Genomic DNA, 21,912 nt, shown 5'->3' on the forward strand with positions numbered 1-21,912 from the left:
TACGCGCCATGAGCAATAGTTTCGACGATATGCCCTTCTTCGACGAAGAACCGGGCGATGCGCCGCGCAAGCCGCAACAGCCCGCTGCTCCCGCAAGGGCGCCCGCTGCCGGCGGCGGCATTGCTGCCCGCGCCATGGCGGCCCGCGATGGCGGTCGCCCCGATTATCTCAGCGGTCTCAACCCGGAACAGCGCGAAGCCGTCGAGACACTCGAAGGCCCCGTCCTCGTGCTCGCGGGCGCAGGCACGGGCAAGACGCGCGTACTCACCACCCGCATTGCCCATATCCTTCAGACCGGCCGCGCCTTCCCCTCGCAGATCCTCGCCGTGACCTTCACCAACAAGGCCGCCCGCGAGATGAAGGAGCGTATCGCGCTTCTCGTCGGCGGCGCCGTCGAAGGCATGCCCTGGCTCGGCACTTTCCACTCGATCGGCGTCAAGCTCCTGCGCCGCCACGCCGAACTCGTCGGCCTGCGTTCCGATTTCACCATCCTCGATACCGACGATGTGATCCGCCTCATCAAGCAGATCATCCAGGCCGAAGGCCTTGATGACAAGCGCTGGCCGGCCAAGCAATTCGCCGGCATGATCGATACCTGGAAGAACAAAGGTCTCGGCCCCGCCGATATTCCGGAGGGAGACGCTCGCGCCTTCGCCAATGGCCGCGGCCGCGATCTCTACTTCGCCTATCAGAACCGCCTCTCGACGCTGAACGCCTGCGACTTCGGCGATCTCCTGATGCATCCGATCGCGATATTCCGCAAACAGCCGGACCTGCTCAAGGAATATCACCAGAAGTTCCGCTTCATCCTCGTAGACGAGTATCAGGACACCAACACCGCCCAATATATGTGGCTGCGGCTTCTCGCCCAGCGCCCCAAGGGCGAGCCGCAGAATGTCTGCTGCGTCGGCGACGACGACCAGTCGATCTATGGCTGGCGTGGTGCGGAAGTAGACAATATCCTGCGCTTCGAAAAGGATTTTCCAGGCGCCAAGGTCATCAAGCTTGAGCGCAATTACCGCTCGACGGCCCATATCCTCGGTGCTGCCGCCCATCTCATCACCCACAATGAAGGCCGCCTCGGCAAGACGCTTTTCACCGATCGCTCCGATCCTGACGACGTCAAGGTGCAGGTCCACGCTTCCTGGGATTCGGAGGAAGAGGCGCGTGCCATCGGCGAGGAGATCGAGCGCCTGCAGCGCGGCGATGCCGACGGAAAGAAGCATCTGCTGAACGACATGGCGATCCTCGTGCGCGCCTCCTTCCAGATGCGCGAATTCGAAGATCGGTTCGTGACACTCGGCCTGAACTACCGCGTCATCGGCGGCCCGCGCTTCTACGAGCGCCTCGAAATCCGCGATGCCATGGCCTATTTCCGTCTCGTCGCCCAGCCGGCCGACGATCTCGCCTTCGAGCGCATCATCAACACGCCGAAGCGCGGCCTCGGTGATACGACGGTGCGCGCACTCCACGATTATGCCCGCGCCCGCGACATCCCGATGCTCGCGGCCGCCGCCGATATGATCGAGACGGACGAACTTAAGCCCAAGGCCCGCAAGGCCCTCTTCGATGTGATTCAATCTTTCCGCCGCTGGCAGGAACTGCTTGAAAACACACCACATACCGAGCTTGCCGAGCAGATCCTCGAAGAGTCCGGCTATACCGATATGTGGAAGAACGACAAGAGCGCGGAAGCGCCGGGTCGCCTCGAAAACCTCAAGGAACTCATCCGCTCCATGGATAGCTTCGAATCCTTGCGGGGGTTCCTGGAGCACGTCTCGCTTGTCATGGATGCCGAGACGAACGAAAATCTCGATGCCGTCTCCATCATGACGCTGCATTCGGCCAAGGGCCTGGAGTTCGACACCGTCTTCCTGCCCGGCTGGGAGGAAGGCCTCTTCCCGCATCAGCGCTCCCTCGATGAATCCGGCCGCGCCGGCCTCGAAGAAGAACGTCGCCTTGCCTATGTCGGCATCACCCGCGCCAAACACCGCTGCCACATCTGGTTCGTCTCCAACCGCCGCATCCACGGTCTCTGGCAATCGACCATTCCCTCGCGCTTCCTCGACGAACTGCCGGAGACCCATGTGGAAGTCGCCGAGATGGAGCAGAATTACGGTGGCTACGGCCGCGGCGGCGGTTATGGCCAGTCGCGCTTCGACAAGGCCGATCCCTTCTCCAATTCCTATTCCACGCCCGGCTGGAAACGCGCCCAGCAAAACAAGACCGACGCCACCCGCGACAACTGGGGCAGCCGCTCCGGCCATGCCGTGGAGCGCATCGGCTACGGTGAAAGCGGCCCGCGCGGCCGCACCATCGAAGGCGAACTGGTGGCGAAATCCACCTCTACGGAACCCTCGCGCTTCGCACTCGGCGACCGCGTCTTCCACATCAAGTTCGGCAACGGCTCCATATCAGGCATCGAAGGCAACAAGCTGACGATCGACTTCGACCGCGCCGGCCAGAAGCGTGTGCTCGACGGGTTTGTGGAGCGGGTCTGACCGCTCCACTGCCTTGGCGCTTCGCCAGGAATCACAGGCCCAGCCGCACGCGCTTCTCCAGATGACAAAACGCCGCTTTGACCCGACTCGCAAATCAGCCTAGCCCGGTCATTGCCCGCCCATGAAAGGCAGGCTTCACAAGACCTTCAAAGGAGGTTCAAGTGACCAGTGTTTCAGCCCTGGGCAGCACGCTGACCCAGTATCAAGCCCCCCTCAACCCACTCGACAAGAACGGTGACGGCGTCGTCTCGGCAGACGAGCTCGCCGCCGCTTCCCAATCCTCAACAGCCAGCGCCTCGACCGCCAGTACCACGTCCGCCGGCGATGACGATTCCTCCGGCTCCGATGTCGTCCAGAAGATCGCAGCCGATATTCTGGCGCTCATGCTCTCGCTTCAGAAGACCGATGACAGTGACAGCCAGTCTGGCACCGATGCCAAGGGTGACGGCTCCAAGGGCGCACTCTCTGCCCTTGATACGAATGGCGATGGCAAGCTCACAACGTCGGAAATTCTTGCCGCCGATCCGCAGAAAATTGCCGCGGCCGGCGGTGACGATGATGACAGCGGCCTGATGGCCAAGGTCCTCACCGACATGCAGACCGCACTTCGCGCATACCAGACGACCTATGGCACCTCGCCCGTCGCCCACCGGCGATAGCGACCAGACGGCCTGATGCAATGAGGCTCCGCCGGGGGAGCCTCGCTGAACAGGCAATGCGCTTTCCTCAATCGCAGAGACAACCTCCCTTCGCTAGCCGCTTGTGCTGGCTTGATTTATCGGAGAGGTTGCCGGCATGACTGATCATTCAACAATCGAAATGAACGTCTTGCGCCAGATCGGGTGGGATCATTGGGATCCTGTTGGTATCAGGCAAACAGACGATCCGGCCTGGCGTACTGCTGCAGCCGATGAATATGATTCCTATCTCCTCCACGCCGCTGGCATCATTCTTCAGAGCGCCTCACAGGAGGCCGTAGCGGCTTATCTGGACGACATCACCGTCATAAACATGGGGCTGGGACCTGTTAACGGTGCAATTCACGGGGCGTCGGTTCGAACCGCCGATGCGATAGCCGCATATCTTCGAACCAGATCCAACGACGCCAGATCCAGCGACACAAGAGACATCCGATGACGGTTATACCAACACTTCAAACCGAGCGCCTGATCCTTCGACCTCCCGTGATGGAAGACTGGCCGGATTATCATGCGCTGATGATCTCCGATCGCGCGCTCTATATGGGCGGTCCGCATTCGACTAAGGCTGCCTGGGGCATGTTCTGCCATGACGTCGCCTTATGGGAGCTGATGGGCCACGGCGCCCTGATGATGGAGGATCGCGCCACGGGACAATGCCTCGGCCAGGTCGGCATCAATCACGGTCCGCTTTTTCCCGAGAAGGAACTAGGCTGGCTGGTCTATTCGCAAGCCGAGGGCAAGGGTTACGCCTATGAGGCAGCCGTTGCCTTGCGCGACTGGGCCTTTACGGTGCGTGGCCTGAAGACGCTGGTGAGCTATATCGCTCCTCCCAATGTGAGGTCGATCCGGCTCGCGGAGCGGCTGGGCGCCGTGCCGGATATAAAGGCGGCGCGCCAGGAGGGTGATGCCGATGATCTGGTCTTCAGGCATCCGGCTCCATAGCTGCATGCATAAACCCTAATATAAAACGCGAAATACTTGCCGCTTTCGCGTATAACGCGAACGGCAACAGAAAAATACGTTGATGCAGCCATTTGCCACTCTCGATACGAGAAATAGCACTTGCGCCCTGCCCCCCGGAAATCCACTAGTTGATTGTGCTGGCACTGGTCGGCATTTTGCGACGCGGAATGCGTAAGGGATAGCTTGATGAAGGCGTTGCTGCTGGTCGATATTCAGAATGGCTTCTGTCCCGGAGGCAACCTGCCGGTTCTGGATGGCCATGAAGTCGTTCCCGTCGCCAACAGCCTCATCGACAGCGGCAAATACGATCTCATAGTCGCCTCACAGGACTGGCACCCGGCGGACCACGGAAGCTTCGCCTCCTCCCATCCCGACAAGAACCCTTTCGAAATGGGCGAACTCTCCGGCAAGCCGCAGATGTTGTGGCCGGATCACTGCGTGCAATATACGCGCGACGCCGAGCTGCACCCCGAGCTCCACGCTGCCCAAATCGATCTCATCCAGCAGAAGGGCGAAAACAAGAACGTCGACAGCTACTCCGCCTTCCGCGACAACGATCAGTATGCCGTGACCGGCCTTGCCGATTTCCTGGTGGATCAGGGCGTCACCGAACTCGACGTCTGCGGGCTTGCGACGGATTATTGCGTAAAATTCTCTGCGCTCGATGCGCTGGAGCTGATCCCTGGCGTCAAGGTCCGCTTCATCGAGGACGCGAGCCGGGGCATAACGCCCGAAGGTGTCGCCGCGGCCATCGACGAGATGCGCCAGAACGGCATTGAGATCGTCAACAGCGCCGATATTCTGGCTGCCTAATCAGCCGTTTTTCTCGCCCTCGCGCTCCAAGAGATAGATCTCCTCTCCGAAATCCTCCATCTTCTTCAGGAAGGCGGCGTGGGCATCCCTCAAGCCGCGATTATAGAAATAGGGTCCGATATGCTCGGAGAAGAAGTCGAGCAGGAATTCCGCCGGCAGCGCGCCGATCGGATCGAGTTCGCGGTCGAAATATTGCCGGATGCGCGAAACGATTTCCGCTTTTTCCTCTTTTGTAAATTCGATCTTTTTCATTGTCTCCCTCGCCTTGCCGGTGACGTAAACCGGTAACGCTTCAGCAAAATCGATTGGTGAATCAAGGAAATTCAATTGCCGCAGCAGGTGAGACACCATAGAGGGAAATTTCAATTCCAACAGGACCTAATCCCATGAATCGCGCCGACTTTGTCGAAGGTTTGCGGGGCGGCTTTGCCGTGGCGCTCGCTTCTGCCCCCTTCGGAGCACTGTTCGGCGCACTTGCCGCCGAGCAGGGCATGTCGCTCTCCGAACTCACCTTCATGAGCGCCACCGTCTATGCCGGCGCCAGTCAGCTGGTCGGCATCGAGCTTTTCGGCCACAATGTGCAGGCTTGGGTGATCGTGCTGTCGATCCTCGCGGTCAACTTCCGCCACGTGCTCTATTCGGCAGCGATTGCCCGCTACATCAGGCATTTCACGGCGATCCAGAAGTTCTTCACCTTCTTCCTGCTGGTCGATCCGCAATTTGCCGAGACCGTCAGACGCGGTGAGGCAGGTCAGCCCGTTACCTTCACCTGGTATCTCGGCTTCGGCATCATCATTTACATTCCCTGGGTCATGATCAGCCTGATCGGCGGCATGCTCGGATCCCTCATTGGCGATCCGAAGACGATCGGCCTCGATATCCTGCTGCCGGCCTATTTCCTCGCTATCGTGCTCGGCTTCCGCAAGCGTGACAACTTCCTGGCTGTGGCGCTGACGAGCGCCGTCGCCTCGGTCATCGCCTATCATTTCGTGGGTTCCCCCTGGCATGTGAGCCTCGGTGCTGCGGCCGGCATCCTGCTTGCCGCCCTCTTACCCCTTCCCGCGGAGGAGCCGGATCTCGAAGTCGACGCCCTCAACACCGAAAACCACGAGGTCTGAGATGCAGTTCGATCTCCACATGGCTCTCGTGATTCTGGCCGCCGCAGCCGCGACCTTCGCGACCCGCATCGGCGGCTACGTCATGATCACTAAGATGAAGCGCATCCCACCGCGCATGGAGGCGGCATTGAATGCCGTGCCGGCCGCGGTCCTGACGACGCTCGTCGCACCTGCCTTCTTCATCGGTGGTTGGGATTCGAAACTGGCGCTCGCAATCGCCCTCATCATCGGTCTGCGCTTCTCGCACACCTGGATGCTCGTGGCCGCCTGGATCATCGTGATGACCTGGCGACACACGATCGGCCTCTGAACCGAAGGCCGGATAGCCGGCCGCTCAGTATTCCAACGGCAAAGTCGCATTCTCGAGCCATGCCTTGACGTCATGGTCGTGGATCAGCGGCATCAGCGCCTCGCGCGTCTGGCGGTGGTATTCGTTGAACCAGTGCAGCTCGTCATGCGTCAGCAATTCGGGGATGACGATGCTGCGATCGATCGGGCAGAAGGTCAGCGTCTCGAAGCCGAGCATCGACATGTCGCCGCCGTCGACGGCTTCAGCCTCCCGCACATAGATCAGGTTCTCGATGCGGATGCCGAAATGGCCCGGCCGGTAGTAACCCGGCTCGTTGGAGAGGATCATGCCCGGCAGCAGCTCCTGCGTCGAAAGCCGCGAAATGCGCTGCGGTCCCTCGTGAACCGAGAGGTAGGAGCCGACGCCATGGCCCGTGCCATGCGCGAAATCGGCCCCTGCCCGCCATAGCGCGATACGCGCCAGCGGATCGAGATCGCAGCCGCGCGTGCCCTTCGGGAAACGCGCCGTGCTGATCTGGATCATGCCCTTCAGCACCAGTGTGAAGAAGCGCTTGTGCTCTTCGCCGACAGCACCGATGCCGACAGTGCGGGTGATATCGGTCGTGCCGTTGATATATTGCGCGCCGGAATCGATCAGGAAGAGTTCGCCCGGCTGGATATGCCGGTCAGTGGCCGTCGTCACCCGGTAGTGCATGATGGCCGCATGTTCGCCGGCACCCGAGATCGTGTCGAAGGAAATATCCTTCAGCGGGTTCTGCATGCTCTGACCCAGCTTTGCGCGAGCCGCTTCCAGCCGTTCAGCGGCGCCAATTTCGGTGATCGTGCCGGGCTTGCTCTGCGACAGCCAGTAGAGGAATTCCACCATGGCCGCACCATCCTGCAGATGGGCAGCGGCCGAGCCATTGATCTCGACGCTGTTCTTCACAGCCCGCGGCAGCTTTGCCGGATCGACACCTTCCACGACTTCGCCGCCAGCCTTGCGGATGATCTCGGCGAGCGCATAGGAGGCGATATCGGGATCGATGAGGATGCGGCCGCCATCCTTGGCGACCGCAGCAAGCTTCTCATCCAGCAGCGAGGGCGCAAGCTGGGTGGCGATCTGCGCGAGATAGGCTTCCGGCTCGATGCCGGTCTTGCGCTTGTCGAGAAAGATCTCCGCCTTGCCGTCGGCATGAATGATGGCGCGCGCCAGCGGATGCGGCGTGTGCGGCACGTCGGCGCCGCGGATGTTGAAGATCCAGGCAATGGAAGACGGATCGGCGATAAGCACTGCCTTTAGGTTCTTCTTGGCGAGATCATCCGCGATGGTCGCGATCTTGTCCTTGGCGAGAATTCCGGCCTGCGCCACGTTCTGGATAGTGACAGGCCCAAGCGGTTCCGCCGGCCGGTCTGCCCAGAGCTTGTCGAGCGGATTGTGCGGCAGGAAAACCAGTGCGCCACCGATCTCCGAGAGCGCCTTTTCGAGCTTGCGCACTTCGGCACCCGAATGCAGCCACGGATCGATGCCGAGCTTCAGCCCTTTCTTGCCATGCGCAGGCAGCCAGACATGCGGCGGCTCGTTGACCAGATCGCCGCCGGTAAAGACGGAACCATCCACCTGCTCGGCAAGCTGCGTCACGTAGCGCCCGTCGACATAGACGATCGCTTCCGTCCGGGTGATCAGCGCAATGCCCGCAGAGCCGGTGAAGCCCGTCAGCCAGGAGAGCCGCTCCGCACAGGCAGGCACGTACTCGCCGTTATATTCATCGGCGCGCGGCACGAGGAAAGCATCGATGCCGAGCGCATCGAAACTGGCGCGCAGTGCGGAAACCCGTTCCCTGCCGAACTGCGGCGTGGAGGTGACTTCGAAAGACTGGAACATGCTGGAAACCCGAATGAATGAAACGAATCCGGTTAATGGGATAACGGCCATGTTAGCGAATTTTCAGTCATTGGGGAGAAAAAGCGACGCGAAGCGCCTGGAAGGTAGCGGCAGCCCAATAATTTGGCAGAAATGTGTCTCGATGTGGGAAACTGGCACGCTTCATGCATTACGCGCATGGCTGCAATGAAACAAACCCTCTGCCACCGCATGACGGAATAGCTATATAGAGCGCATCGAACGGTTCACGACGAACCATCAACAAAGGATTTTTTGAAATGACCGCCTCTCTCTCGCGCTTCGCTTACAGCAGCCCGGTACAGGCTGGCGAACGCCAGACTGTGCGTCACGTCATTGGCGCCCGCCGCCCGCAGAATGAGGATAGCCTCAAGGTGCTCGCAGCAGGCCAGCGTTCCACGCGCCACAAGGGCGCACCGAGCTACGCATTCTGAGCTTAAAGCCCTTCCGATCCTCCTCCCTCCACCGGACAGGCCTATCGGAATGCAGTAGTGCCCGCTCGAGCATCCTCCTCCTTCGAGCTCGCGGGCAAGACCGGATTTAAATGCCGGTCCAAGGCGGTGCCTCTGGCACCGCCTTTTTTCTTGTTCGGAATTCCCCGAGATTACGGACGATCGAGATGGATCGTCACCCAGCCATTGCGCCAGATCGTGCGCACGTGGCGAAGCTTCGCGCCATTATAGGCGGCAATCACCTTCCAGCGCTGGCTGGCAAGGATGCCGGACAGGATCACCGATCCACCCGGCGCCAGATTGGTGACGAGCTGCGGCGCCATTCTGATCAGCGGCCGCGCCAGAATATTGGCGATGATGAGGTCGAAAGGTCCGTTCTCGGAAAAGGCAGTCGAGTGGAAGCCCGGTGCAGTCACCGTTCTGATGCCGCTGGCAATGCCGTTGCGACGGACATTTTCAGCCGCGACACGAACGGCGATCGGGTCGATATCGGTTGCGAGCACCGGAATGTTGCGCAGCTTGCGCACCGCAATCGCCAGCACGCCGCTGCCGGTACCAAGGTCCAGCGCATTGCGCACCTTGCGTGACCGGACCACGCCGTCGATCACTTCAAGGCAGCCGGCCGTCGTGCCGTGATGGCCGGTGCCGAAAGCCTGGCCGGCATCGATCTCGATGGCAATGTCCCCCATGCGCACCTTGTCGCGGTCATGCGAGCCATGCACGAGGAAGCGCCCTGCCCGGACGGGCTTCAGCCCTTCAAGCGATTTCGTCACCCAGTCCACGTCAGGAATGACCTCACGCGACAGCGCCGCATCGGGAAATGCCTGCGCCAACGCCTCTTCGACGCGGGAGCGTACATCGGCCTCGTCCTCCGCCATCATGTAGACGGAGGCTTCCCAGATATCTTTCTTCTCGTCGATCTCGGTCGTGCCGATGGCAAAATCTTCTTCGCCGAAGACCTCGCTCAGAAGGTCGAGGATTTCCTCGGCCTGCTTTTCAGTCGTCGACACGTAAAGGCGGATTTCACTCACGATAGGCAATCTTTCCGGTTGCGTCGCCCGCTACCGGTTGCGATGCTTTCAGCTGCCGGTCATCCCTTGGCGACGAGATTCTCAAGCTTCTTTATCGCCGTATCGGGGTTTTCGCCATAGGAGATCGTTCCCGAAAAACGCCCCTCCGAATCGAGCAGGAAGACCGAGGCCGTATGGTCCATCGTGTAATCTCCGTCAGGATTGTTCTCGTCCACAGGCACCTTCTTGGCATAGACGCGGAAGCCCTTGATGACGTCGGCGATCTTGTCCGGCGGACCAGAAATGCCCGTAATGCGCTTGGAAACGTTGGAGACGTACTCGTTCATGATCTCGGGCGTATCGCGCTCGGGATCGACGGTCACGAAATAGGCCTGCAGCTTGTTACCCTGGGGATCGACCTTCTCCATCCAGCCGTTGAGCTCGAAGAGCGTCGTCGGGCAGACTTCGGGGCAATGCGTAAAGCCGAAAAACAGGGCCGTCGGCCTACCGCGCAGGGCCTGCTCCGTGATCGGCTGGCCACTCTGCGATACCAGCGTGAACGGAACGCCGAATGGCCCCTCGGCCACCACTTCCCTCGTCCGGCTCTGGTCTAGCGTGAACCAGCCGAGCACGCCGGCAAGCAGCAGCACTGCGATCCAGACGGCGATACGGAAATTCTTCATGGTACTTTCCTCGATGCGCGGATGCCCCCATCCGTCTCGCCCGTGTGATTATAGTCGCGATCGCAAGCGCGCAATTCAAGAATGCGTTTTCTCACCCGTGATTAATTGCCCCACCTTGATGAATGCCAGATGCGGGCAAACGTCCTGCGAAAAAGTCGTACAAAGACGAATTATCGCACCTTTCTAACGGCTTGCCGCGGAGGCCTCGAAGCAGCCCGAAGAAATACATCGTTAGGAAAGGCTTAATTGCGGATATCTATATTTAGTAATGCACACAGTGCTTCGGCGCTGTTCCGACATGATGTCGGCCGGAGCATGAACCGGATCAGCATAAAATCGAGGGAACTAAAAACCGCCTGGGGCGGAGGGTGGCTTTATGACAAATTCGACGGTTCGCAGAAACCTTTCGGTCGGCCAGCGGCTCTGGACGCTCGGCGGGGCTGCTCTCATCGGCTTTAGCTCGATGCTCGGCATCGGCTGGTACGAGAACATGCAGGTCGATACCGGCCTGCGCCGCGCCGACGAGATCCAGCAGAGCATCGACATCATCAACGACATGCGCGTCGCCAATCTGACGCTGGTTCTCGCCGCCATGGACTCGATCGTCGACCGGGAAGAGAAGATCATCCAGCCCGACCGCCTGAAGATCGTTGCCGATTCGCTGGCAACCCTCTCCAGCGGCTCGAAGGAAATAGGCATGATCGCCGAGGAGCTAAAGGCCGGCGACCTGCTGAAGAGCTACGATTCCGATGTCGGCGCACTTCGCCAGGCCATTCAGGTGGATCTCAAGGCGCTCGTCGAACAAGGCGCGTCCGATGCCGAATTCGACAAGATCGACGATCGCATCGACTCTGAAGGCGAAAAGCTCGCCGCCACCCTCGACAAGTTCGCCAGTGACGGCACCGTCGTTGCCCGCAAGCGCATCGAAAGCGCCAACGAGACCTCCAGCAGCTCGCTTGTCATCCAGATCGCGCTTGGCGTCATCGCCATCCTCACAATGGCTGCGCTGCAATATATCCATGGTGGCTCCATCCGCCGCGGCATCGTCACCGTGCGCGAAAGCATGCTGCGCATCTTGAACGGCGACCTGACAAGCAACGTCGCCGGCAAGGAGCGCGGCGACGAGATCGGCGAAATGGCCCGTGCCGCCGAAAGCTTCCGCCTTGCAGCCATCGAAAAGATCGATCTGGAAGCCCGCACCGAGACCGACCGCCAGCGCAGCGATGCCGAACGCCGCGAGCGCGAATCTGCCAAGCTTGCCGATACGGAAGCGCTGAACACCACCGTCACGGCGCTCGCTCAGGGCCTCACCCGCCTTGCCAACGGCGACCTGACAGCGAGCATCGACCAGCCCTTCCGCGACGAGCTGGAAAGGCTGCGTCAGGATTTCAACCAGACGGCCCTACGCCTGCGTCAGGCGATGGGCGATATTGCCCTGAACAGCACGTCCATCCAGGCCAACAGCCACCAGATGCGCGCCGCCGCCGACGACCTTGCCAAGCGCACAGAGCAACAGGCCGCCTCGCTGGAAGAGACCTCAGCGGCGCTGGACGAGATCACCGCTACCGTCCGTAACGCCACCAGCCGCGCCGAGGAAGTCGGCAACATGGTCGCTCATACTCGCCAGAATACCGAGAAATCCGACGCCATCGTCGGCGATGCGATGGCCGCGATGGAGCGAATCGAAGGCGCCTCCCGCGAGATCGGCACGATCATCAACGTCATTGACGAGATTGCCTTCCAGACGAATCTGCTGGCACTCAACGCCGGCGTCGAGGCCGCGCGTGCCGGCGAAGCCGGCAAGGGCTTTGCGGTCGTTGCACAGGAAGTTCGCGAACTTGCCGGCCGCGCAGCAGGAGCAGCCAAGGATATCAAGACCTTGATCGGAAAATCCGGCGCCGAAGTTAAGATCGGCGGCGAATTAGTGACGGCTGCCGGCGAGGCTTTGCGCCAGATCGGCGAAGATGTTCTGCGTATCGACGGTCATGTTAAATCAATCGTAACCTCTGCGCGCGAACAATCAGTCGGACTGAACGAGATCAATACAGCCATCAGCCAGATGGATCAGGTGACGCAGAAGAATGCGGCCATGGTGGAAGAAACGAACGCCGCCAGCCACACTCTCGCAACCGATGCGGAAAACCTGACGCAGCTGGTTCGGCAGTTCAAAATCGGCGAGGGCATGAGCGCCCGTCAAACGCCGCGAGAAGCCCCCGCAGCCTCGCATCCGAAACCTTCACCCGCACGGCGCCTCATGGGCAAGGTCGCGGGCGCATTCACAGGCGGCGGCGCCGCCAGGACACTCGCCTCTCCGGCCGGAGACAACTGGGAAGAATTCTGACCATGAACAACAATGCCATCAAGCAGTCGGGCGCCTACCTCGAAATCGTCTCGTTCCACCTGGGCGACCAGGAGTTCTGCATCGATATCATGGCGATCCGCGAAATCCGTGGCTGGGCGCCGGTCACCCCCATGCCGCACACCCCGCCCTACGTCCTCGGCCTCATCAACCTGCGCGGTGCCGTGATCCCGGTTATCGACATGGCCTGCCGCCTCGGCATGAAGATGACGGAACCGTCGGAGCGTTCCGCCATCATCGTCACCGACATCGCCGGCAAACTCGTCGGCCTGCTGGTCGAACAGGTCTCCGACATGATGACCATCAAGAGCGAAGACCTTCAGCCGCCGCCGGAAATCATCCCGGAAGCCCAGCGCGCCTTCTGCCGCGGCATCGTTGCGCTCGAAAAGACCATGGTCTGCTTCCTCAACCTCGACACCGTCATCGCGGACGAACTGTCCCGTGAAGCCGCCTGATCGCTCTTCATATTCGGAATTCAAAGGCCCGGCTTGTCCGGGCCTTTTCATTGCGGTTTCCCGTTTTTCCACACCACATCCTGCCCGTAGAGCGGAATGGTCGAAATCGACATCTTCGCCGAGCCATCCGTAAGCTCCCGCGAATGGGCGAGATAGATCAGCGTATTGTTGGCCTTGTCGTAGATACGGTTGACCGCCAGCGTCTTCCAGATCAGCGACATGCCCTGGCGGAACACCTCGCTGCCATCCTTGGAAAGATCGATACTGCCGATCTCGATCGGCCCCGTCTGGCGGCAGGCGATGGAATTGTTCGAGGGGTCTTCGAACCAGTTGCCGTTCTTGAAGCGGTCGATGAGGCTGCGGTCGAAATAGGTGACATGGCAGGTCACGCCCTTCACCTCAGGGTCGGAGACCGCCTCGATAATGATGTCGTTGCCGATCCAGTCGACCCCGACCTTGCCGACGACTTCCGCAGATGTCGCGCCTGCGGAAACGGCGAGGAATGCTGAGCCAAAGAAAAGATTACGCAAAGCGGACATGGCAACTCCCGTGTTGATCCGGAAGTTAAGATAAGAATGGCCGCCCCCTTTGCAAGAAAACGCCCAACCCATTGCAAGAAAGCGAAAAGTTACGCCTTGCGGCAGGTGCAGGGCTCGTAGCCGGCGGCCGTCAGCCTGCCGGGCTTCATGCCGATGACGGCGGGAATGGCAGCAACCGTGGCAGCCTTGACCGCCTTCGCCATCTCGATTGCCGCTGCCGCGCAGACGGCAGCATCCTCAGCCGCATTGTGGTGGACGAAACGCAAGCCGAGATGTTCGGCAATCAGGTTCAGCCGGTGCGACAGGAAATGCGGCCAGATGCGCTGCGCCATCTTCAGGCTGCAGAGATAGCTGAGCTCCGGATAGGACTGCCGGTAAAGATCGAGGCTCGCCCGCCAGACGCTGAAATCGAAGGCGGCATTGTGAGCGATCATCGTCGCGCCCCGGAAATCCTCAAGGAACTCGTCCATGACTTCAGGAAATTCCGGCGCATCCTCGACATGCTCAGGGCGAATGCCGTGGATCGCGATATTCATGCCGGAGAAGCGCATGTCGCGTGGCCGGATCAGCCGCTCCTCGACCCGCGTCACCTGCCCGTCCTCGATCCAAGCAAGGCCGACGGAGCAGGCGCTGCCGCGCTGTTCGTTGGCTGTCTCGAAATCGATGGCGATAGTCTTCACGGGCAATTATCCGAATCGTCTGCTCTTCCGGAATAATCTTAGCCGTATCCGAAGGCAAATTCTCACCTGTTGACATCTGCACGCAAATGGCGAAACTTCCGTCCATGATCAACTCAGTGGCCCACACCCTTCATCTTATCACCACGACCCATGCAGGGTACGCGGGAGAGATGGTGCGCCACTAGCAGCCGATCATCCCCGAAAACCCTGCCGAGGCGAGCAGGGTTTTCCGAAACTCCACTCTCCTCTTTTAGAAACCCAAGGAGAGCATGATGTCAGCCAATCAGGATACCCCACCCGAAAAGCCTTCGTTGAAAGGCCTCAATGTTCGCGCTTTGCGCATGAGCGATGTCGAAGCCGTTACCGAACTGATGAACCTGCCGGGCTATCGCGCCGGCACGCTGCGCCCGCCTTTTCAAAGCATCGATGCGGTGCGCAAGCGTATGGAATCCCCCTCACCCAACGCCCTCAACCTCGTTGTCGAACTCGACGGCCGGATCGTCGCCAATGGCGGCATGAACCGCTTCGAAGGACGGCGCCAGCACGCCGCGAGCCTCGGCATGGGTGTGCACGACGATTTCACCGGTCGCGGCGTCGGAACCACCCTGATGGCCGCGTTTGTCGATACCGCCGACAAGTGGCAGGATATCAAGCGGATGGAACTGACTGTCTATACCGATAACGCGGCAGCTATCCGCCTCTACGAAAAATTCGGCTTCGAAAAGGAAGGGCTCCTCCGATCATTCGGCTATCGCGACGGGCAATATGTCGATGTCTATACGATGGCGCGGCTGAGGGCCTGAAACAAAGAGGCTGGCGTTGTTGGCGGCTCTCCGTTACCCCCCAATCAGGGCCAGCCACTCGTCTTCGTCCATGGTCTGAACGCCGAGTTCGCGAGCCTTGTCGAGCTTCGAGCCGGCGCCGGGGCCGGCAACGACGATATCGGTCTTCTTGGAGACGGAACCTGCCACCTTTGCCCCGAGGCCTTCAGCCCTCGCCTTCGCCTCTTCGCGCGTGAATTTCTCCAGCGAACCGGTGAAGACCACGGTCTTGCCGGCGACCGGGCTGCCCGCTGTCACCGGCTGTTCGGCCTCCTGCGGCGTTACCTCGTCGAGCAGGCGGCCGATCACCTCGATATTGCGCGGCTCCTTGTAGAATTCCACGATGGCACGCGCCACGACCTCACCAATGCCTTCGATGGCGTTGAGGTCGTTCCAGGCATCACCCGAAAGCGTTGCCGCCTCCTTCATTGCCGCCGCAAAGGCCTCGTAGGTATTATAGGAGCGCGACAGGAGCTTCGCCGTCGTCTCGCCCACGTGGCGGATACCGAGCGCGTAGATGAAGCGGTGAAGGGCGATACTGCGCCGCTCATTGATTGCAGCATAAAGCTTGCCGACGCTGACCTTGCCGAAACCGTCGATATTCTCCAGCTTGGTGATCGACTGTTGCTGACGCTTCTCCAGCGTGAAGATATCGGGCGCCGTGCGGATCTGCAGCGCAGGATCCTCGCTCTCGAAGAAGAAGTCGATCTGCTTGGAGCCAAGTCCTTCAATATCGAAGGCATTGCGCGAAACGAAATGCTTCAGCTCTTCCGTCGCCTGCGCGCGGCAGATGAAGCCGCCGGTGCAGCGCGTGACGGAATCGAGCTTGCCGGTCTTCTCATGCCGCTCACGCACCGCATGCGAACCGCAGACCGGGCACACTTTCGGAAACTGATAGGGCTGCGCCTCAGCAGGACGCTTTTCCATAACGACATCGAGCACCTGCGGGATCACGTCACCGGCACGCTGCACGATGACGGTGTCGCCGATGCGGATATCATGCTCCTCCTCACGGATGCGCTCGCCATTATTGCCGATGCCCTTGATATAGTCCTCATTGTGCAGGGTCGCATTGGTGACAACGACGCCGCCGACGGTGATCGGCGTCAGCCGCGCCACCGGCGTCAGCGCGCCGGTGCGACCGACCTGGATGTCGATATTCTCGACGACGGTGAAAGCCTGCTCGGCAGGGAACTTGTGCGCCGTCGCCCAGCGCGGGCTGCGCGAGCGGAAGCCGAGACGCTGCTGCAGCTCGAGGCTGTCGACCTTGTAGACGACGCCATCGATATCGTAATCGAGGTCCGGCCGCTCGAGGCCGATCTCGCTGTAGTGGGCAAGGATATCGTCAACCGAGTTCAGCCGCTTCATCAGCGGATTGACCGGGAAGCCCCACTCCCTGAACTTTTCGACCATGCCCATCTGCGTATTGGCAGGCATGTCCGACATCTCGCCCCATGCATAGGCAAAGAACTTCAACTTGCGGCTCGCCGTCACCTTCGCATCGAGCTGACGCAGCGATCCTGCCGCCGTGTTGCGCGGATTGACATAGGTCTGCTTGCCTTCGGCCTCCATCTGGGCGTTGAGCGCCATGAAATCGCTCTTGGCCATATAAACCTCGCCGCGCACTTCCACGACGGATGGAACGCCCTTCGGCAGCTCGTTCGGGATTTCCTTGATAGTGCGGATATTGGCCGTGACGTTTTCGCCCGTCGTGCCGTCGCCGCGCGTGGCAGCCGTTATAAGCTTGCCGTTCTCGTAACGGATCGACATGGAAAGCCCGTCGATCTTCGGTTCGGCCGTAAAGGCGATGGAATTGTCAGGCAGGCGGCCGAGGAAGCGATAGACGCTGGCGACAAAATCGCGCACGTCCTCCTGCGAGAAGGTGTTGTCGAGCGACAGCATCGGCCGGGAATGAACGACCGGCGCAAAAGTCACTGAAGGGGCTGCACCGACCCGGCGCGACGGGCTGTCTTCGCGGATGAGCTCGGGGAAGCGTGCCTCGATCGCATCGTTGCGGCGCTTTAGCGCGTCATAATCCGCATCGGAAATCTCCGGCTGGTCCTTGCCATGATAGAGCGCATCGTTACGCGCAACCTCCTTGGCCAGCCGTTCGAGTTCGATGGCAGCGTCTTCAAGGGTCAGGTCCTCAACAGCGACGGATTCGGTCGACATGCAGCTTCACTCCAGAGAATCTGCAATGGTTTTAGAGCAAAATTCCGCGATTGAAATAGCACCAATGTTTTGAATTATGGCTGCGCGTTGCGCAGTCTGATGGCGCTGACATGTAGCGTGCTGTCCCGCAGGGCCTTCAGCGGCACGAGGCTGTCAACGACCCGCAGCTCGATGCCGCGCGGCGCAAATTCGCGATCGAGGCCGGACATTGCGGTGAGTGCGAGCGGCAGAACCGTCCTGCGCGACACCCACATTCCCGCGTCCTGCAGGTCCTCGAAACCATCGGCCGGCATCTCGTAGCGGTGGATGCTTTCGGCCTGCAGCCGCGCCAGCCAGCCACGCTCGATATAGGCGGCACCCCGCCAGTCGCCGAGCAAGCGGCGATCTTCGTCTGATGTCTCGGGCGTCGCCCAGATCAGAATACGCGGGCAATCGCGCGGGAAGAGATACATGAAGTCGTGGATGTCATCGATCGCCCAGACGAGCGGGCCGTTCAGCCATTCCATTCCCGCCAGACGCTCCGAGGGAGCGCGCACGGGGCGCGGCTCAAAGACCGCAATAGTGGGATCATCACTGAAATGGAAAAGCCGCATGAATGGCTGAACCTCACCGGTGGGTGACGTCCCATAGCCTGGCCGCCGAGATTTGTCACTGGCGGCTTATGCTAGCCGTTACCCGCCAGCAACCGTGCCGCAGCCGCCCTCGCCTCTTCCGTCACGGACGCGCCGGCAAGCATGCGGGCAATCTCTTCCGTGCGGTCCTTCTGGGCCATGGTGGCAACGCGTGTGGCGATCTTGTCGGAGCCTTCGCCGGACGGTCCCTTGGAGATCAGGAGATGTGTGGCGGCACGGGCTGCCACCTGCGGCGCATGGGTGACGGAGAGAACCTGCACGCGCTCGGAAAGCCGCTTCAGCCGCTGGCCGATCGCATCCGCCACTGCCCCGCCGACGCCTGTGTCGATTTCGTCAAAGACGAGCGTCGGCGCCGAGCCGCGATCGGCAAGCGCCACCTTGAGCGCCAGCAGAAAGCGCGAGAGTTCGCCGCCCGAGGCGACCTTCATGATCGAGCCGGGACGCGTGCCCGGATTGGTCTGGACGTGGAATTCCACGACATCGATGCCCTCGGCCGTCGCCTCTTCCGCATCGGTGGTAATCTCCACCATGAAGCGGGCGCGCTCGAGCTTCAGCGCCGGCAGCTCAGCCATGACGGCCTGCGCCAGCGCATCGCCGGCATGGTGACGCTTCTCCGAAAGCGAGCGGGCGGCCGCATCGTAATTCGCCTTGGCGACCCCAACTTCCGCCTCGAGCTTGGAGAGACGCTCCTCGCCGGCATCGAGATCGGCAAGATCGTTGATCATGCGCACGGCGAGCGCCGGAAGCTCGGTGACGGGAACAGAATATTTGCGGGAGGCAGCGCGCAACGCAAACAACCGCTCTTCGACGCGCTCCAGTTCCTTCGGATCATATTCCGTCTTGCGCAGTGCCGCCTCGACTTCCATCTGCGCGTTGGAAAGCTGGTCCAGCGCGGCGTCAAGCAGGGCTACGGTGTCTTCCAGCAGGCCGGGCGCCTCATGGCTCTTGCGCTCGAGACGGCGCACCAGCGAGGCGATATGCGGCACGGGAGAGGCATTGCCGTTGAGGAATTCGGAGGCCTCGGCGATATCGCCGGCAATACGCTCCGCCTTCATCATCTTCTGGCGACGGTCGGCAAGTTCATCCTCTTCGCCATCGCGTGGCGAGAGCTTTTCGAGCTCTTCGACGGAGGAGCGCAGATAATCCGCCTCACGGGCAGCTACCTCGACCTTCTCGCGGTGTTTCTTCAGCGTGCGCTCGCTATCGCGCCACTGGCGGTAAAGCGTGGCCACGCCCTGCACGTCCTCGCTGATGCCCGCAAAGGCGTCAAGCAGCGTTCTGTGGGCGTTGGTATCGACAAGCGCGCGGTCGTCGTGCTGGCCATGGATCTCGACCAGCATCTGGCCAGCCTGGCGCATCAGTTGAACGCTGACAGGCTGGTCGTTGACATAGGCCTTGGTGCGCCCGTCGGAGGATTGCTGGCGACGAAAGATCAAGTCACCTTCGTCATCGATGCCGTTTTCGCGCAAGAGCCTGCGGGCACCATGATCCAAGCCGACATCGAAGACGGCGGTCACCTGGCCCTTGTCCTCGCCATGGCGCACAAGACCGCCATCGCCGCGCCCGCCAAGGGCCAGCGACAGGCTGTCGAGCAGGATGGATTTGCCCGCACCGGTCTCACCCGTCAGCACGGAGAGGCCGGTCTCGAAGGCAAGATCCAGCCGCTCGATCAGAACGATATCGCGGATCGAAAGCTGGATCAGCATTGGCCTCAGGAACCGAGAAGGAGTTTCTTGCCCGCTGCAGCGATCCACGAACCCTTGTTTTCACGCGGTTCCGCGCCGCCCGACTGCAGCAGCTTGTAAGAATCAGCATACCACTGGCTGTCGGGATAATTGTGACCGAGAACGGCAGCGGCAGTCTGCGCCTCCTCGACGACGCCCAACGCATAATAGGCTTCGACGAGACGGGCGAGCGCCTCCTCCACCTGATTCGTGTTCGGGTATTTCTCGACGACGATGCGGAAGCGCGAGATCGCGGCAAGATATTCCTTGCGCTCCATGTAATAGCGGCCGACCTGCATTTCCTTACCGGCCAGCTGGTCGCGCGCAAAGCGCATCTTGGCCTGCGCGTCATCCACATATTCGGAGTCAGGATAGTTGTCGACGACGGCCTGCATCGCCTCGATCGTCTTCTGCGAGGCGCGCTGGTCCTGCGTCACGTCGACGATCTGCTTGGAATAGGTCAGGCCCACGAGATACTGCACGTAAGCGGCATCCTTGGACTTCGGATATTGCGCCATGTAACGGTTGCCCGATGCAAGCGCGTCGTCGAAGCGGCCCTGGCGGTATTTGACGAAGGTGCTCATGACGAGCGCCTTGCGCGCCCATTCCGAGAAGGGGTTCTGCGCATCGATCGCGTCGAACTTGCGCCCCGCCTCGGCCATGTTGCCTGCCTTCATGTTGGCGAGGCCCTGGGTGTAAAGCACATCTGGCGGATCGGTTTCGAGGCCGAGCTTGGTGATGTCGATATCAGGGTCCGACTGGCAGCCGGAAATCAAGGCACCTGCGCTCAGCACCATCACGGATGCGAGCAAAGCGCGCGCTGTCTTCATCATCATGTCAGACCTTGCATAAGCCATTCGAAAGAATCCCACCGCTGCCGTCCACTCCACAGCAGCCACGCCTAGCTGGCGTTTCTAGCCACAAATACCTGTCAAGAGCAACGCAATGATCACGCATTAACGCATTTTTGTGGCAGCACCGCCGAGAATGTCGGGCTTTTCACCGGCATTCGAAGCGGCAGCGGCTAAATATATGCCGCAAAACATCTATCGACGCGCTTGTGCGCCCCTTCCCACAAAAAAACCGCCCCCGTTAGGAGGCGGCCCTGGCCTTAATTGGTATACTGGAGGTCATGCCGACCAGGGGGCGAATTCCGGAGCGCTGACTGCAATGAATTCGCGAACGGCAACGCGCTGGCGCGGCGTCGAAGTCTCGACCACTTCATAGGCCGAGGCATCGCTGAGCAGTGCCTTGAGAGCGTTGGCGTTCATCTTGTGGCCGCCGCGATAGGAACGGTAGCAGCCGATGAACTGTGCGCCGGCGAGCGCCAGATCGCCGACGGCATCGAGCGTCTTGTGACGCACGAACTCGTCCTTGGCATAGCGCAGGCCTTCGACATTGATGACGGTGTTGTCGTCGGAGATGACGACCGAGTTTTCAAGCGAGGAGCCGAGAGCATGGCCCGAAGCCCAGAGACGCTCGACATCACGCATGAAGCCGAAGGTGCGCGCACGCGACAGCTCGGTCTTGAAGACGGCGGCGGTGAGATCGCCTTCCCACTTCTGGCGGCCGATCAGCGAGCATTCGAAATCGATCTCGACTTCGAAGCGCGTGCCGTCATAGGGGCGGAACTCGCTCCAGGAACCGCCATGCTCGATACGAACCGGCTTGGTGATGCGGATGTAGCGACGCTTGACGCCGAGGGAAACGAGGCCGACCTGTTCGATGGCTTCGACGAAGGGGACCGAACTGCCATCCATGATCGGCATTTCGGCGCCGCTGACTTCGATCACGACATTGTCGAGGCCGAGAGCGTAAACGGCTGCCATCACGTGCTCGATCGTCGCGACGGAATGGGCAGGCGAGAAGCCGAGAACGGTGCAGAGATCGGTATTGCCGACCTGCGAGGAAACAGCCTTCAGTTCGGTGACGTCACCATTGTCATGGATGCGCTGGAAAATAACGCCGGTGCCGGCTTCGGCCGGATTGAAGGTGATCGAAACGTCGGCACCAGAATGAACGCCGATGCCCGAAAGAGTCACCGGACGTGATACCGTCGTCTGAAAGCCCAGCAAGCCAAGTCCCATAAAATCTGCCTTTA

The 21,912-nt window shown here is 60.7% G+C and carries 22 protein-coding genes; 11 read left to right on the plus strand and 11 right to left on the minus strand.

From position 1 onward, the window contains the following. Positions 1-8 precede the first annotated feature (8 nt). From AB4Z13_RS13735 to pncA, 5 genes are all read left to right on the plus strand, one after another. Positions 9-2,501: an ATP-dependent helicase gene (locus AB4Z13_RS13735; protein WP_439015916.1), complete on the plus strand. Its 2,493-nt coding sequence runs from the start codon at positions 9-11 to the stop codon at positions 2,499-2,501. Between the two features lie 161 nt (positions 2,502-2,662). Next, the gene (locus tag AB4Z13_RS13740) at positions 2,663-3,160 is read left to right on the plus strand and encodes a hypothetical protein (protein ID WP_442206172.1); all 498 of its coding nucleotides are present in this window, start codon (positions 2,663-2,665) and stop codon (positions 3,158-3,160) included. 136 nt (positions 3,161-3,296) lie between these two features. Continuing rightward, on the plus strand, positions 3,297-3,638 hold the full coding sequence (locus tag AB4Z13_RS13745) for a hypothetical protein (RefSeq protein WP_113324954.1): 342 nt from the start codon (positions 3,297-3,299) through the stop codon (positions 3,636-3,638). Further along, complete coding sequence (locus AB4Z13_RS13750) at positions 3,635-4,144, plus strand: GNAT family N-acetyltransferase (RefSeq protein WP_113324953.1); 510 nt, start codon at positions 3,635-3,637, stop codon at positions 4,142-4,144. The genes AB4Z13_RS13745 and AB4Z13_RS13750 overlap by 4 nt, the downstream gene beginning before the upstream one ends. 207 nt (positions 4,145-4,351) lie before the next feature. Continuing rightward, positions 4,352-4,978, plus strand: coding sequence for a bifunctional nicotinamidase/pyrazinamidase (gene pncA, locus AB4Z13_RS13755; protein WP_113324952.1), 627 nt, complete (start codon positions 4,352-4,354; stop codon positions 4,976-4,978). Here the strand turns inward: pncA and AB4Z13_RS13760 are convergent, their stop codons facing one another. Continuing rightward, the gene (locus tag AB4Z13_RS13760; protein WP_439015921.1) at positions 4,979-5,230 is read right to left on the minus strand and encodes a DUF2164 domain-containing protein; all 252 of its coding nucleotides are present in this window, start codon (positions 5,228-5,230) and stop codon (positions 4,979-4,981) included. A gap of 134 nt (positions 5,231-5,364) precedes the next feature. Here AB4Z13_RS13760 and AB4Z13_RS13765 point away from each other — a divergent pair, with 134 nt between their 5' ends. Next, the gene (locus AB4Z13_RS13765) at positions 5,365-6,096 is read left to right on the plus strand and encodes an AzlC family ABC transporter permease (protein WP_442206173.1); all 732 of its coding nucleotides are present in this window, start codon (positions 5,365-5,367) and stop codon (positions 6,094-6,096) included. Between the two features lies 1 nt (position 6,097). After that, positions 6,098-6,406 carry an AzlD family protein gene (locus AB4Z13_RS13770; protein WP_442206174.1) on the plus strand — a complete coding sequence of 103 codons (309 nt, stop codon included), beginning with the start codon at positions 6,098-6,100 and terminating at the stop codon, positions 6,404-6,406. Between the two features lie 24 nt (positions 6,407-6,430). Here the strand turns inward: AB4Z13_RS13770 and AB4Z13_RS13775 are convergent, their stop codons facing one another. Beyond that, positions 6,431-8,266, minus strand: coding sequence for an aminopeptidase P family protein (locus AB4Z13_RS13775; protein WP_113324957.1), 1,836 nt, complete (start codon positions 8,264-8,266; stop codon positions 6,431-6,433). 278 nt (positions 8,267-8,544) lie between these two features. On the opposite strand from AB4Z13_RS13775, the gene AB4Z13_RS13780 reads away from it, so the two are divergent. Continuing rightward, positions 8,545-8,718 (plus strand): hypothetical protein, encoded by a 174-nt coding sequence (locus AB4Z13_RS13780; RefSeq protein ID WP_007814367.1) that lies wholly within the window; start codon positions 8,545-8,547, stop codon positions 8,716-8,718. A gap of 170 nt (positions 8,719-8,888) precedes the next feature. On the opposite strand, the gene AB4Z13_RS13785 is transcribed toward AB4Z13_RS13780, so the two are convergent. Next, a complete protein-coding gene (locus AB4Z13_RS13785; protein WP_442206175.1) occupies positions 8,889-9,767 on the minus strand; it encodes a 50S ribosomal protein L11 methyltransferase in 879 nt (292 codons plus the stop codon). 59 nt (positions 9,768-9,826) lie between these two features. Then, positions 9,827-10,429, minus strand: a complete 603-nt coding sequence (locus AB4Z13_RS13790; RefSeq protein WP_442206176.1) for an SCO family protein — start codon at positions 10,427-10,429, stop codon at positions 9,827-9,829. A gap of 376 nt (positions 10,430-10,805) precedes the next feature. Between AB4Z13_RS13790 and AB4Z13_RS13795 the strand changes: the two genes are divergently transcribed. Together AB4Z13_RS13795 and AB4Z13_RS13800 are read left to right on the plus strand one after the other, a co-directional pair. Beyond that, a complete protein-coding gene (locus AB4Z13_RS13795; protein WP_442206177.1) occupies positions 10,806-12,770 on the plus strand; it encodes a methyl-accepting chemotaxis protein in 1,965 nt (654 codons plus the stop codon). A 2-nt stretch (positions 12,771-12,772) separates the two neighbouring features. Further along, complete coding sequence (locus AB4Z13_RS13800) at positions 12,773-13,243, plus strand: chemotaxis protein CheW (RefSeq protein WP_037099584.1); 471 nt, start codon at positions 12,773-12,775, stop codon at positions 13,241-13,243. A 47-nt stretch (positions 13,244-13,290) separates the two neighbouring features. Here the strand turns inward: AB4Z13_RS13800 and AB4Z13_RS13805 are convergent, their stop codons facing one another. Beyond that, positions 13,291-13,782: a CreA family protein gene (locus AB4Z13_RS13805; protein WP_442206178.1), complete on the minus strand. Its 492-nt coding sequence runs from the start codon at positions 13,780-13,782 to the stop codon at positions 13,291-13,293. A gap of 89 nt (positions 13,783-13,871) precedes the next feature. Further along, positions 13,872-14,462, minus strand: a complete 591-nt coding sequence (locus AB4Z13_RS13810; RefSeq protein ID WP_442206179.1) for a 3'-5' exonuclease — start codon at positions 14,460-14,462, stop codon at positions 13,872-13,874. Between the two features lie 272 nt (positions 14,463-14,734). Here AB4Z13_RS13810 and AB4Z13_RS13815 point away from each other — a divergent pair, with 272 nt between their 5' ends. Further along, positions 14,735-15,265: a GNAT family N-acetyltransferase gene (locus AB4Z13_RS13815; protein WP_442206248.1), complete on the plus strand. Its 531-nt coding sequence runs from the start codon at positions 14,735-14,737 to the stop codon at positions 15,263-15,265. Positions 15,266-15,298: 33 nt separating this feature from the next. Here the strand turns inward: AB4Z13_RS13815 and ligA are convergent, their stop codons facing one another. The 5 genes from ligA to lpxC form a co-directional block, all read right to left on the minus strand. Further along, complete coding sequence (gene ligA, locus AB4Z13_RS13820; protein ID WP_113324943.1) at positions 15,299-17,455, minus strand: NAD-dependent DNA ligase LigA; 2,157 nt, start codon at positions 17,453-17,455, stop codon at positions 15,299-15,301. A 74-nt stretch (positions 17,456-17,529) separates the two neighbouring features. Further along, positions 17,530-18,048, minus strand: a complete 519-nt coding sequence (locus tag AB4Z13_RS13825) for a DUF6886 family protein (RefSeq protein ID WP_113324942.1) — start codon at positions 18,046-18,048, stop codon at positions 17,530-17,532. Between the two features lie 71 nt (positions 18,049-18,119). Continuing rightward, entirely contained in the window at positions 18,120-19,793 is a 1,674-nt protein-coding gene (recN, locus tag AB4Z13_RS13830) for a DNA repair protein RecN (protein ID WP_439015929.1), read from the minus strand. A gap of 5 nt (positions 19,794-19,798) precedes the next feature. Next, positions 19,799-20,668 carry an outer membrane protein assembly factor BamD gene (locus AB4Z13_RS13835; RefSeq protein ID WP_310389354.1) on the minus strand — a complete coding sequence of 290 codons (870 nt, stop codon included), beginning with the start codon at positions 20,666-20,668 and terminating at the stop codon, positions 19,799-19,801. Positions 20,669-20,941: 273 nt separating this feature from the next. Further along, positions 20,942-21,898 carry a UDP-3-O-acyl-N-acetylglucosamine deacetylase gene (lpxC, locus tag AB4Z13_RS13840; protein ID WP_439015930.1) on the minus strand — a complete coding sequence of 319 codons (957 nt, stop codon included), beginning with the start codon at positions 21,896-21,898 and terminating at the stop codon, positions 20,942-20,944. Positions 21,899-21,912 lie beyond the last annotated feature (14 nt).

This window comes from Rhizobium sp. YAF28 (genome assembly GCF_052113285.1).
Lineage (GTDB): Bacteria > Pseudomonadota > Alphaproteobacteria > Rhizobiales > Rhizobiaceae > Rhizobium.